A 12,683-nucleotide genomic window follows, 5' to 3' on the forward strand; every position below is an offset into this window, starting at 1 on the left:
GGGAAGCCCGATGAAAAATAAGAAGAATAAAAGTCCCAATAAGAACCGGATCCCGGCAAAAGAAGTGATAAAATCCTTCCGTACACAAAAACAGATGTGGATTATCTGTGCAGGCGCTCTTCTGTGGGTGCTTATTTTCTGCTATATTCCCATGATGGGAAATATCATTGCCTTTTTTGATTATATACCGGGCAGAAGCCTTTTCGAATGTGATTTCATAGGCTTCAAAAACTGGATAGATTTTTTCAGCCTTCCCGACATGTGGAGGGTTTTCCGCAATACGCTGGTGATCAGCGGGCTGTCCATGACAATCGGGTTTGTGATGCCTATTATTTTTGCCCTTTTGCTGAACGAAATCCATCATACCTTGTTTAAGAAAGTCATCCAGACGATTTCCTATCTGCCGTATTTTATCTCCTGGGTGGTAGTGGCAAGTATTTTGTTCACCCTGCTGGGAACGGAGGGAAATATCAATTCCCTTTTGATGCATTTCGGATGGATTCAAAAACCGATTTCTTTCCTGAACGAAAAGAACTATTTCTGGGGGATCCTCACCAGTGCGAATATCTGGAAGGATCTGGGCTGGTCGGCTATCATTTATATATCGGCCATAGCGGGCGTGGATCAGGAGCTGTATCAGGCGGGGGCTGTGGACGGCCTGGGACGGTTCGGCAAGGTATGGCATATCACGCTGCCGGGGATCGCACCCACCATTATTCTGCTTTTCATCATGAATATCGGGAATATCCTGAATGCGGGCTTTGAACAGCAGCTGCTCATCGGAAATCCGCTGACCAAAGAGGTGTATGAAAACATCGATACCTATGTATACCGCTACGGGGTGCAGATCGGAAGATATTCCTTTGCCACCGCGGTGGGCCTTATGAAATCGGTGATTGGTTTTGCGCTGGTAATGATAGCAAATAAGATTTCCGCCAAAGTGACGGATATGAGACTGTTTTAGGGAAGGGGCGACAGGATTATGAAAACGAACCGAATCAAAACGAGTACGGCGTCCAAAATCTTTGATGTATGCAATGTGCTGTTTATGCTGCTGTTTGCTTTTGTTATGATATATCCGTTCTGGAACCAACTGGTTATCTCCTTCAACGAAGGATCGGATACGGTTAAGGGAGGGTTATCATTCTGGCCCCGGGCGTTTACGCTGGATAATTATACCTACATATTCAAACGCAGCAGCATCGGAAAAGGCGCTGTGGTATCCGTGCTGAGGGCCGGCGCAGGTACGGCGCTTACCATTTTCTTTACGGGGCTTTTAGCCTATGTGACAACGATCCGTCATTTCGTGGGACGGAATTTTATGCGGCTTGTATTTGTCATCACTATGTATTTCGGCGGCGGCCTGATCCCCACCTATCTGCTGTACACCCAGCTGGGGCTGACGGAAACCTTCACCGTATACTGGCTGCCCACACTGTTCAGCGCTTATTATATGATCCTTATCGCTTCCTTCATCCAGGGCCTTCCGGATTCCCTTGCGGAAAGCGCCCGTCTGGACGGGGCCAGCGAGCTGATGATTTATTTTAAGGTTATCCTGCCTCTGTGCAAGCCGGTAATCGCAGCGATTGCCGTCATGCTTGCGGTCGGCCACTGGAATTCCTGGTTTGATGTCATGCTTTATAATTCCAGCGGCAAATGGGATACCCTGCAGGTATATCTGCGTAAGATACTGCTGGAATCGGAACAGGCGTCAAGGCTTCTGAGCGAACAAAAGCAGTACGCTTTCATGAAGAATCTGACAACGTCCTCCATCAGGGCGGCAACGACTATGATTGTGACGATTCCAATCGTCTGTATTTACCCTTTTTTACAAAAATATTTTGTCGGCGGCATCACAATCGGTGCGGTGAAAGGATGACAGTATGGGAAAACAATATGATCTGGCAAACGGTATCTGCCGTTTTCAGGTAAAGGACGGAATCCTTTATTCCGCCGGTGCGGTCAGGGATGGAAGGCGGACCGAATACATCAATGAAAAACAGGGCTTTGGGAAGCTGGGCCTGACTTATGTGGCGGACGGGAAAAGAACCGCCTGGAAACCGCTGTCTTCCGGGACGCTTAAGGAGGAAGGGGTGAAAAGAAGAGGCAGGGATTTGTATTACCGCTGCTGTACGGAAAACGAATGTCTGTCGGTTTCCGTGGATTATTGCCTCCGGGGAAATACCCTGCACCAGGAGCTGACTGTGGAGAATCGGACGGAATTCCCCATAGAGCTGGAGGATTTCGGAATCACCTTTGCCTGTCATACGGATTTCGGATGGGGGAAGGACGCGTCAGGGGAAGTGATCGGCCATTATTTTATTGCGGAGCATGGTTCCCATGCCACTTATTACCGCTGTGACGGAAACGGGCCTGTGCTGACGGTGCTTCCTGCCGGGGACAGCCGGTGGATTTACTACGACTGTCCGGAGCATGCACACAGGCAGGTCCAGGAAAAGGATACGGTTACCGTGTATCCGCTCAATGGCTTTGCGGGCAGGACGGCGGAAGAAAAAGGAGCCAGGCTTCGGATCCCCTGCAGCGGCTATACGCTGATGGGGAAAGAACGCTGGAAAACGGCCTGTGATTTCTTTTTTGCCCGGGATTATGCGGACTGTGGCAGACAACTTGCGGAGAGAGGGCAGGTGCAGGCGGAAAGCATTCCCGGTTACACGGTGCCCCGGGACCTTTCGGTATCCCTGTGCCTGTCCTGCATGCAGGAGCCTGAGGTAACGGCGGACTGCGGCGATGTGAATATCCGGCTGCTGCGCCGGGAGGAGGGGCGGTATTTTTATACCCTGGATTTTTCCGGTCTGGGAGAACGGGATATCTGCATTTCCTGCAAGGGGCGCAGGACGCATCTGTATTATTTCATCACGGAGCCGATCCGTACCCTGCTGGAAAAAAGGGCCTCTTTTCTGACCAGACATCAGGTACGGGAGGCGGACAAATGGTACCGGGGGCTGTTTGCGGAATGGAACAATGAAACGGGGGTGGAGCTGACCCCGGATAATTATGACCGGATCCGGGGCTGGCGCATTTATGAGGTGAGCTGTGACGATCCGGGCCTTTCCAAACCGGCCTTCCTGTCCTCCAAGCAGACGGTGGCCCCGGTCCAGGAGCAGGTGGATGCGCTGGAGGACTATATCCGTTATTTTGTCTGGGGCGGGCTGCAGCAGACGGAGGAGGAGCCGTATCCCTATGGCATCTACGGAATACCGGACTGGCATACCCTGCGCAATTCCCCGGATCCGGGAAATAAGGGCAGGACGCACCTGTGGCGGATTTATGATTATCCCCATATCGCGCTCCTGTATTATAATATGTATGAAACAGCCAGGCTGTATCCTCATATTACGACCAGGCTTCCGGGAAAAACCTATCTGCTCAGGGCCTACAGGACGGCGCTGGCTATGTTTCAGGTGCCGGAGGAGCTGGACGGCTGGTCCGCTTATAAGACCGGACTCTATAATGAGCTGGTCATTCCCCGCATTGCAAAAGCGCTGGACAGGGAAGGCTGTACGTTTGAGGCGGGCCGCCTCGCCGGCCATTGGGAGCGCAAGGCGGCCTGGTTTGCCCAGGAATGCAGGGATATCTTCGGATCGGAATATCCCTTTGATACCACCGGCTTTGAATCCACCCACATCCTGGCGAAGGAAGCGCTCCGCCTGGCCTCCTTTGAACGAAGCGGCGATCCCTTCCGGAAAGAGATATCTTATGAAAAAGCGGCGGCTTTCATGGAAAACCAGATCGCCTGCAACGTGGCCTGCCGCGGGCTGCTGGAGCCGGCCTATTTCTGGTACGGAAGCGATTACCGGGGCAACAACATGCATTACACCCTCAGCTATATGTCCCAGATGGGCGGCTGGGCGCTGCTGGATTACGCCTGCTACCACGCACAGGATCCCTTTGGGATTCTGCGGTTAGCCTATGGTTCTTTGCTAAGTTCCTGGGCGCTTTTAAACAGCGGGGATGAAGAAAGCAATTACGGCTGGTGGTTCCCGGGAAAAGAGAACGACGGCTGTGCCTGCGGGGGCTTTGAGCCGCTGTACGGCCATAAAACCTGGCTGGAGCAGCCCTGTATGGGAGGTGCCTGGTATTATTCCTGTGAGATCGATCTGGGTTTTTGCGGCGGCATCCGCGGCGCGGCTGCGGTGCTTGCGGAGGATCCCCTTTTCGGCATGACAGCCTACGGCGCGGCGCTGACAAAGCAGGAGGACGGGTATCTGCTGGACTGCAGGGATGGTGTGGGCAGGCGTTTCCATTTCCTGGGAAAGGACGGAAAAGTCCATGTGGAGCTGGAGGGACTGCGGCTGGCGGATACCGGCAGCATTCTGTTCGCAGGGAACGGAGAACGGATCACACTGCGGTTTTGTGAGGAAAACGCCGGAGGAAACATAACGATACGGACGGAAGCTATGGGGGATTACCGGACGGAAGAAAGCGGTGAGACGATCCGGGAATATGAACCGTGGACAGGGCGTCCCGGGAACGGACAGCTCACATTGATACGGGTTGGGGGAAACGGGTAAAAAGAGTGACGTTCAGACTTGTCTGAACTGTAGTAAAAAGCGCGCCTTCAGGCGCGCGGACGGGAGAGGATATGGACAGGACATTTCACAGCGGAAACCGGAAAAGGCTTTATGAAAAGATGAAGGAAAATTCCCTTCTCGTTCTTTTTTCAGGGACGCAGGTCAGAAAGACAAACGATGAAGATTACCCGTTTTATACGGATCGCAATTTTCTGTATCTGACCGGTCTGGACAGCAGGGAGTTTGTGCTGGCGGCCAGGAAGGATGCGGGGGGAAAGGTGGAGGAATGTGTGTTTATCCTGCCTCCGGATCCCCTGCAGGAGCGGTGGACGGGAGAACGCCTGAAGCCGGAACAGGTGGCGGAGCTGTCGGGGATCACGGATATCCGGGAGAACGGACAGTTTGCGCAGCAGATGCATGCCTGGGCGGTGAGCGGGGATTATGCGTATCTGTACCTGGATTTATTCAGGGTATCCCCCACGGACAGGGATAGCCCGGCACAGCGGCTTGCGGCAGCCGTGAGGGAGGAATACCCATATTTAAGGATGGAAAATGCGAACATCCTCATCCGCAGCCTGCGCACGATCAAGCAGCCCTGTGAAATAGCGGCCATGCGGGAAGCGGAAAAAATCACAAGAGACGGGATTGTAGCCATGATGAAGGCATCCCGGCCGGGGATGTATGAATACCAGTATAAAGCGGAATTCGATTACGCGCTGGGACAGCACGGCCCCCAGGGACCGGCTTTCCCCTCCATTATTTCCGCAGGCAGGAATAATTTCTGCATCCATTATTACCAGTACAAAGGGCAGGCACTGGATGGGGACATGATGCTCAACGACGTGGGAGCCTGGTATGACAACCTGATGAACGATGTTTCCAGAGGCTGGCCCTGCAACGGAAAATTCGGGGAAAAGCAGCGGCTTCTGTACGAGTGCGCGTTACGGACTTCGGACTATATGTTTGCTGTCATCGGGCCTGGCATGAAGATGGCGGATGTGGACAAAACGATCCGGGCTTATAATGCAAAGATGCTCAAGGAAGCGGGTGTCCTTTCCCGTACGGAGGATATCGGTACATATATGTGGCACGGGGGAGCGCATCATGTGGGCTATGATGTACATGATACCGTGGATTTTGCCGTGGAGGAAACGGCGCCCGGGATGGTTTTCTGCGTGGATATTGGCATTTACCATGAGGAATGGGGCATAGGCTTCCGGCTGGAGGACAACTGCCTGGTGACGGAAAACGGCTGTGAGAACCTTTCCGCCGTCACCCCCCGTACGGTGGAGGCTATCGAGGAAACCATGAAAAAGGGGCTGGTGAGCGTGGCCGGAGTCTTGTAAAGACGGGGCGCATTTTGCTTCGCAAAACAAGTCGGCAGCGTTTTTGGCTGGATGGAGTACTGGGAGGAATGATATGAATCGGATAATCCTGGGGATTATGGCGGCAGGTGTCGTGCTGGGCGGTGTTGACAGGATGTTCGGAAGCCCGAAGGGGTATGGAAAGAAATTTGAGGAGGGCTTTTTTTTCCTGGGCCCGACTGCGCTTTCCATGGCAGGGATGATCTGCCTGACGCCGGTGCTGGCACAGACGCTGGGAAAAGGGATCATCCCTGTTTTTGGTCTGCTCGGAGTGGATCCGGCCGTGTTCGGAGGAATGCTGGCTATCGATATGGGCGGCTATCAGCTGGCCTGCAGCCTGGCCCGTGACCCTCTTATGGGGCAGTATGCAGGGATCGTTATCTCGGCAGTATTCGGCTGTACGGTGGTGTTCACCGTTCCGGTGGGGATGGAGCTGGTGACGGCGGAGGATAAGCCGCTTTTTGCGGAAGGGATTATGATTGGTCTTATGGTGATGCCGGTTTCGCTTCTGACGGGAGGCCTGGCCTGCGGCCTGCCGGTTCTGCGCATTCTGCATCAGAATCTTCCGATTCTGCTGTTTTCCCTCCTGCTGCTCATCGGTCTGAAAAAGGCTCCGGCGATTATGATAAAGGGCTTCACCCTTTTTGCCTCCGGGATCCAGATCCTCATTACTGCCGGGCTGGTGCTTGCCGCGGTGGCTTCCCTGACCGGGTCCACTCTCCTTCCCGGCATGACGCCTCTGGAGGATGCGCTGTCTGTGGTGGCATCCATCGGCATTGTCATGCTGGGCAGCCTCCCGATGGCGGAGCTTCTGACCCGCATCCTGCACAGGCCCCTTTTGTGGCTGGGAAAAAAATGCGGCATGAACAGCATGAGCATAGCCGGCTTCCTGATAGGAATTGTCAGCGCCATACCGGCAATCACTATGCTGAAGCATATGGACAGAAGAGGGAAGGTGGTCAATGCGGCATTCCTTGTCAGCGCCGCTTCCATGCTTGCGGCACACCTGGGATTTACGGTGAGCGAAGCGCCCGATATGCTTCCCGCCCTGTTTCTTGCCAAGCTGTCGGGCGCATTTGTATCGATTCCGGCGGCCCTGTTTTTTACGGGGAAGAAAAAAGGGACGGCAAACAAGACGGAAGTGTGATACGATACAGGTAAGGAAAAAAGTAAGAAGGACGGGAGGACGGAATGGAACGGATAGAGACAGAACGGCTGCTTATAAGAGAGTGGCAGAAATCGGACGCGCCCGGGCTGTTTGCAATCTGCCAGGACCCGCAGCTGCGGCGGAGCGGTATCGGTTTCTATACCTCCGTTGAGGAGTGCGGGGAGATACTGGATATATGGATAAAGAATAAGGAAATGAAGGCTGTCTGCAGAAAAGAGGATTCTTTACTGATCGGCATAATCGGATTAAACGATATGGGCCGGTATGAAGGATATAAAGAACTGGAATATGCCATAGCGGCAGAATACAGGAACCGGGGGTATGCATCGGAAGCGGTCAGAGGTATGCTGGACTGCGGCTTTCGTATACTTGGTTTATCGGTAATCTCGGCATGGGTCCATTCCTCCAATCCTATAAGTGCCCATGTGCTGGAAACATGCGGCTTTACTTTGGAGGGCAGGCTGCGCAGACATGCCCGTGACAAAGGGGATACTCTGTGCTATTCCATACTAAGAGAGGAATATGGGAACCTGTGACAAGAAAGGGTGAAAATACCGGAAGGGAAAAGGCCCGGGTTGGTGTATGATAGGGAAGGAGGTGAGCCGTGCTATGGACAGGAAAAAACTCGTGAATGAAAGCATTGACTATATTATGGAACATTTAGAGGAGGATTTATCGCTTGATGCGGTTGCGGATCACTTTTATATATCAAAATACCATTTCAGCCGGATATTCAAGGAAGAAACCGGCGAATCCGTTTATGCGTTCCTAAAACGCTGTAAGATTGACCAAAGTGCAGTAGACATGAAAATAAATCCGGACAAAGCGATTACGGATATTGGTTTGGATTACGGCTATAGTTCTTCCAATTACAGCTCCGTATTCAAAAAACACCACGCTGCGTCCCCCACGGCGTTCCGGCAGTCCATACCCACTCAATGCACGTCTGTTCCCTTTGCCCCGGAGCGGATTGTTTCTTTTAAAACGGCTGAGGAATATGCTTCCCGAATCGAAATCCGGGAATTTGATGATCTTTTTGTGCTATATGAGCGCTATATCGGAACATATGCAGATTTGGAAAAAAACTGGTACCGGTTTCTGGATAAATACAAAGCGTACATAAATGAGAAAACAATCCTGGCAGAGCGCTTTTTCCACGATCCGGCTGTCACCGGTCCGACACAATGTATCTGTGATATTTGTATGACGGTCGAACAGGGCTGCGGTTTGGAGCCTGTTATGCGGATAAAAGGCGGCAGATGGATTGTGTACCGTTTCGACGGGGAAATCAAAGATATCTATGAAACCTTACAGGGGATTTTTACTGTCTGGCTGCCTCACAGCGGATATCGCATGTCACGGCGGTATGGAATAAACAGGTATCGCCGTATTGACCGGGATAACCATACGGTTACAATGGATTTATGTATCCCCATCCAATAACAGCAAGAATTCAGAAGCCGGCGGGATGGCTTTCTTTCTATAATAGAGAAGGGTTAATACAGAAGGTTCCGGCAAAACCTGTGCGTTCCTTATATTTATTGCCCGCAGGAAGAACGGCCGACGTAGTACCAGAAGGATAAAAGGATGGGAGAAAAACGATGTTTGATATTAGAAAAATCCAGGAAAATGTAATTTATAAATCCGTGGAAGCGGAAAGCAGCGCAGATATAGCAAGAGAGGTTGTATACGGTAAGGATCAGTCTGCTGCAAAGGAAAGCGATCCGGCGTGGGTGGCATCTGCAATGCACCGCCTGGAAAACCGGTTTGACTGCGATACGGTAAAGAAGATACGCATGAACTGCCAATGCGGGTACGGAATGGAAGAAAAACTGGCTCTTGTTAAGGAACTTAAGGCAGCAGCATCAAATATCGAAGAATTTGCGGATACAGAGAAAGCAAAGTCGGCCGGGCTATTCTGCAAAGACGGGGAGCTTTTTTTACAGTTTTCTTTTTGTCCCTGCCCCATGCTGGCGGATGTGGAACAATTGGAGACAAATACATGGTGCCAGTGTACGGCCGGCTACAGCAAAGTCCTTTTCGAAAAGGCGTTTGCCTGCAAAGCCGATGTAAAGCTGCTGAAAAGTATAAAGATGGGGAATGACCGATGCCTGATGAAAATTAGCCTTCATGACCCGTTATGGAAGTAAATAAGAGGACGGTAAAGAGTCAGACAGGTAACGGTTCAGACCTGTCTGAAGGTTACACAGATGCCCGCTTGTGATGTGTAAAAGACTATCTGCCGCAGCCCGACGATATCAACTTTGTAATTGCTTTGTATTTTCACATTTTCATAATTTCAATCAAATATCTAACTCAATATTTCTGTCCGGATCGGACAACAATTTCAAAGAAACAGATTCATAGGAATAGATGAAAACTTAATATGCCATATACGGGATTTTTATAATACTACATAGGAAGAATAGAAAATACCAATGGAGAGAATGATTGCCCGATTGGCCGTATATAATTATTATTTAATGCAGATAGCACATAATGCGAAGAAAGTTACAGACTATATCTTAGGAAATAATTAATAAAATTGTTATCAAAAAATAATACATTGCTAATATAGACCCAATATAATTTAAGAGGAAAAGGTAAAGGAAAAGGAGAGCCATGCTGTGAACGAAAAAATACTGGTTGTTGATGATGAGAAAGAGATTGCGGATTTGATTGAACTATACCTTCAAAATGAAGATATGGATGTATATAAATTTTATTCTGGTGAAGATGCTCTTGTTTGTATCAATAGTATGGAATTCGACCTGGCTATTTTGGATATTATGCTTCCGGATATAAGCGGCCTTTCTTTATGTCAGACTATACGAAATAAGGAATACACATATCCGGTACTCTTTCTTACCGCAAAGGATGGAGAGATAGACAAGCTTACCGGATTTACACTCGGGGCAGATGATTATATTACCAAGCCTTTTCTTCCGCTTGAGTTGATGGCGAGAGTAAAAGCCCAGCTGCGCAGATATAAGAAATATAATGTGAATTCCGTTATTTCGGGATCAGAGAAAATTTTTAAATATGCCGGGCTGGTCATGAATCTGAAAACCTATGAATGCCAGCTTGATGGAAAAAGTCTGTCACTTACTCCTACGGAATTTTCGATCTTAAGGATTCTTTTAGAGAATATGGGCAGCGTAATTCGGTCGGAGGATTTATTTCATGAAGTTTGGCAGGAAGAATATTATACCAAGAGCAATAATACGATTACCGTGCATATTCGCCATCTCCGTGAAAAAATGAAAGATACTGGTGAAAACCCTAGATATATAAAAACCGTATGGGGGATTGGGTATAAAATTGAAAAGATTTAGAAAATATTCAAAGCTTAGCCTTGTTACGTTTATAAGAGGTGGATGGATTACAGTGGGAGCAGTCGCGGCCGTATTTTTCCTGCGTCTGCTGACCAGGGGACATTTGGCGGATGCTATTGTCAGATGGATTGCGCGGAGTTTTTCTATAAGTGAAAAGGAAGCGGATCTCGTATATTTCAGAGCAGTAACAAATAATATGCAGTATCTTCTTACAATTGTAATTATTATTTTTGTGTTTTTGCTGTTCCGTATGCTTTTATATTCCTATAAAAAATATTTTGATGAAGTAGTATCGGGGATTGATAAGCTCATGGAGGATGGAGGGGTGATTTCCTTGTCTCCGGAATTAGAAACGGTAGAACATAAATTAATTTATGTTAAACAGACGCTTGAAGCAAGAGAAGTTGAAATCAGAAGAGCAGAGCAGCAAAAGAACGATCTTGTCGTATATCTGGCTCACGACATAAAGACCCCTTTGACCTCTGTAATCGGATATTTGAGTCTTTTGGATGAAAACCCTGATATGCCCGACGGGAAAAAATCGAAATATATACACACCGCATGGGAAAAAGCTAACCGTCTTAAAACACTGGTTAATGAATTTTTTGAGATTATCCGCAGTCATTCGGATCAGGCTCCACTTCAAAAGACCAAAATTGACCTTTATTATATGCTTGTACAGATCGCAGAGGAATTGTATCCACAGCTGAAGGCCTGTAACAAACATATTGAAAATCATGTGGAGGAGGAGATATCTGTTTATGGTGATTCTGAAAAGTTAGCCAGAGTATTTAATAATATTCTGAAAAACGCCATATCATACAGTGCTGAAAATAGTATTATATCGGTATCGGCAAGGGAATTTCCAGATAAGACGGTCATTGCATTTGAGAACAGCGGGGAGATACCGGAGGATAAGCTGTGCCTGATTTTTGATAAATTTTATCGTTTAAATCGTGCAAGACAAAGTGAAACCGGAGGATCCGGCCTGGGACTTGCTATTGCAAAAGATATTGTATCCTTACATGGCGGTCAGATAAGGGCTGAGAGCAGCAACGGGCATACATCTTTTATCATTGAGATTCCATCAAAAAGCTCCTGAAGAATGATAACCTTCTAAATTTTCAATCAGCGGTACAAAAGGGCATTGTGGGAAAAGCCAGTTAAAAAATAACGTGGTATGATGTGAGCATCATAGGGATGAGCCAAGCATTGGTTTGCTCATAGCTGTGAACATCAAATATAGGAGGTGCCGCAATGCACGCATGGGAAGCAATCGAACAATCCTTGACTTATATCGAGGAACACCTGACAGGAGAAATCTCGACGGAGGAGCTGGCAAACACCGTCGGTTTGTCTCCATTCTATTTTCAGCGCTTGTTCAAGCGGCTGGTAAATAAACCGGTTCAGGAATATGTAAAACTCCGTCGTCTGGCAACAGTGATCGAGAATCTGAAAAGTACGGAACAGAAGATTCTTGACATTGCCCTGGACTATGGATTTTCAAGTCACGCGAATTTTACGCGGGCTTTCAAGGAAACGTATGGGATCACACCCGAAGACTACAGGGGAAATTTACCAATGCTCAACACATTCGAAAAACCGGAAGTTGCTATGAATTACGTTTTGATAGACGAAGGGGTTCCGCTGGTGACAGGAAATATCGTCTTGGAAATCCAGAGAACGATGTTGGAAAAACCGGAAATTTACCTTGGTCTGGAAACGGAAGTCCGCATTTCTGAACAAATTCCGGTTGGTGAAAGCACAGGTGCGGATGTGCCGGGACAGCTTTGGAAACGCTATCACATGGAGAAGGCTTCAATCGCCGCCAATTTAAATACTACTGTAGAAATGGGAATGTCCCATACGGAAGATACGGCACAAAATCTTTTCACTTATTTTGCAGGTGGCCTTGTTCAAACTATTCCGGATCGGCTTCAGAATGGTTTTGTTAAGAAAGAACTCTCGGCGGGAGAATACCTTGTTTGCAGAGTCGAAGCAGAAAATTTTGAGGATTTGGTAACGGTTGCTTTGGATCAGGCCGGCAAATATTTATTTGGTATATGGCTGCCCCGCCACAATTTAACCACGGAGCCTTTCTCCGCAGAAAAGTATTATCGTGACTCAGAGGGTATGGCTTGTATGGAAATTTGGGTCAAGCCCCTGCCGCTGAAAAAGAAAAGCTAAGAATGACAAAAATGGTTGCCTTTTATGTGGCAGACGGATTGTGCTGATTTTATAAGAAAATCCAATAACTATGTCTTAATGATTTCTTAGGAAAATA

11 protein-coding genes are annotated in these 12,683 nt (G+C 48.7%); all 11 read left to right on the forward strand.

The window, feature by feature from the left end; genetic code table 11:
• Positions 1 to 10: 10 nt before the first annotated feature.
• The 11 genes from DXA36_RS15610 to DXA36_RS15660 all read left to right on the forward strand — a co-directional run bounded on the left by DXA36_RS15610 (position 11) and on the right by DXA36_RS15660 (position 12,586).
• Complete coding sequence (locus tag DXA36_RS15610) at positions 11 to 964, forward strand: ABC transporter permease (protein WP_118680445.1); 954 nt, start codon at positions 11 to 13, stop codon at positions 962 to 964.
• An 18-nt stretch (positions 965 to 982) separates the two neighbouring features.
• On the forward strand, positions 983 to 1,879 hold the full coding sequence (locus DXA36_RS15615; protein WP_118680446.1) for a carbohydrate ABC transporter permease: 897 nt from the start codon (positions 983 to 985) through the stop codon (positions 1,877 to 1,879).
• 4 nt (positions 1,880 to 1,883) lie between these two features.
• On the forward strand, positions 1,884 to 4,532 hold the full coding sequence (locus DXA36_RS15620) for a DUF5695 domain-containing protein (protein WP_118680447.1): 2,649 nt from the start codon (positions 1,884 to 1,886) through the stop codon (positions 4,530 to 4,532).
• A gap of 71 nt (positions 4,533 to 4,603) precedes the next feature.
• Complete coding sequence (locus DXA36_RS15625; RefSeq protein WP_118680448.1) at positions 4,604 to 5,878, forward strand: aminopeptidase P N-terminal domain-containing protein; 1,275 nt, start codon at positions 4,604 to 4,606, stop codon at positions 5,876 to 5,878.
• A gap of 73 nt (positions 5,879 to 5,951) precedes the next feature.
• The gene (locus DXA36_RS15630; protein WP_118680449.1) at positions 5,952 to 7,043 is read left to right on the forward strand and encodes an ethanolamine utilization protein EutH; all 1,092 of its coding nucleotides are present in this window, start codon (positions 5,952 to 5,954) and stop codon (positions 7,041 to 7,043) included.
• Between the two features lie 44 nt (positions 7,044 to 7,087).
• A complete protein-coding gene (locus DXA36_RS15635; RefSeq protein ID WP_118680450.1) occupies positions 7,088 to 7,600 on the forward strand; it encodes a GNAT family N-acetyltransferase in 513 nt (170 codons plus the stop codon).
• A gap of 73 nt (positions 7,601 to 7,673) precedes the next feature.
• Complete coding sequence (locus tag DXA36_RS15640; RefSeq protein WP_118680493.1) at positions 7,674 to 8,507, forward strand: AraC family transcriptional regulator; 834 nt, start codon at positions 7,674 to 7,676, stop codon at positions 8,505 to 8,507.
• A gap of 158 nt (positions 8,508 to 8,665) precedes the next feature.
• Positions 8,666 to 9,214 carry a DUF6144 family protein gene (locus DXA36_RS15645; RefSeq protein ID WP_118680451.1) on the forward strand — a complete coding sequence of 183 codons (549 nt, stop codon included), beginning with the start codon at positions 8,666 to 8,668 and terminating at the stop codon, positions 9,212 to 9,214.
• Positions 9,215 to 9,691: 477 nt separating this feature from the next.
• Positions 9,692 to 10,399: a VanR-ABDEGLN family response regulator transcription factor gene (vanR, locus tag DXA36_RS15650; RefSeq protein WP_118680452.1), complete on the forward strand. Its 708-nt coding sequence runs from the start codon at positions 9,692 to 9,694 to the stop codon at positions 10,397 to 10,399.
• A complete protein-coding gene (locus DXA36_RS15655) occupies positions 10,386 to 11,501 on the forward strand; it encodes a sensor histidine kinase (RefSeq protein ID WP_118680453.1) in 1,116 nt (371 codons plus the stop codon). Before vanR ends, DXA36_RS15655 begins: the two co-directional genes overlap by 14 nt.
• 155 nt (positions 11,502 to 11,656) lie before the next feature.
• Positions 11,657 to 12,586, forward strand: coding sequence for a helix-turn-helix domain-containing protein (locus tag DXA36_RS15660; protein WP_118680454.1), 930 nt, complete (start codon positions 11,657 to 11,659; stop codon positions 12,584 to 12,586).
• Positions 12,587 to 12,683: the final 97 nt, after the last annotated feature.

This window comes from Eisenbergiella sp. OF01-20 (genome assembly GCF_003478085.1).
GTDB lineage: Bacteria > Bacillota > Clostridia > Lachnospirales > Lachnospiraceae > Eisenbergiella.

Excerpts from the sequence above, each read along its gene's own strand:
- DXA36_RS15610 (WP_118680445.1), top strand. The coding sequence starts at position 11 with ATGAAAAATAAGAAGAATAAAAGTCCCAATAAGAACCGGATCCCGGCA.
- DXA36_RS15615 (WP_118680446.1), top strand. The coding sequence starts at position 983 with ATGAAAACGAACCGAATCAAAACGAGTACGGCGTCCAAAATCTTTGAT.
- DXA36_RS15620 (WP_118680447.1), top strand. The coding sequence starts at position 1,884 with ATGGGAAAACAATATGATCTGGCAAACGGTATCTGCCGTTTTCAGGTA.
- DXA36_RS15625 (WP_118680448.1), top strand. The coding sequence starts at position 4,604 with ATGGACAGGACATTTCACAGCGGAAACCGGAAAAGGCTTTATGAAAAG.
- DXA36_RS15630 (WP_118680449.1), top strand. The coding sequence starts at position 5,952 with ATGAATCGGATAATCCTGGGGATTATGGCGGCAGGTGTCGTGCTGGGC.
- DXA36_RS15635 (WP_118680450.1), top strand. The coding sequence starts at position 7,088 with ATGGAACGGATAGAGACAGAACGGCTGCTTATAAGAGAGTGGCAGAAA.
- DXA36_RS15640 (WP_118680493.1), top strand. The coding sequence starts at position 7,674 with ATGGACAGGAAAAAACTCGTGAATGAAAGCATTGACTATATTATGGAA.
- DXA36_RS15645 (WP_118680451.1), top strand. The coding sequence starts at position 8,666 with ATGTTTGATATTAGAAAAATCCAGGAAAATGTAATTTATAAATCCGTG.
- DXA36_RS15660 (WP_118680454.1), top strand. The coding sequence starts at position 11,657 with ATGCACGCATGGGAAGCAATCGAACAATCCTTGACTTATATCGAGGAA.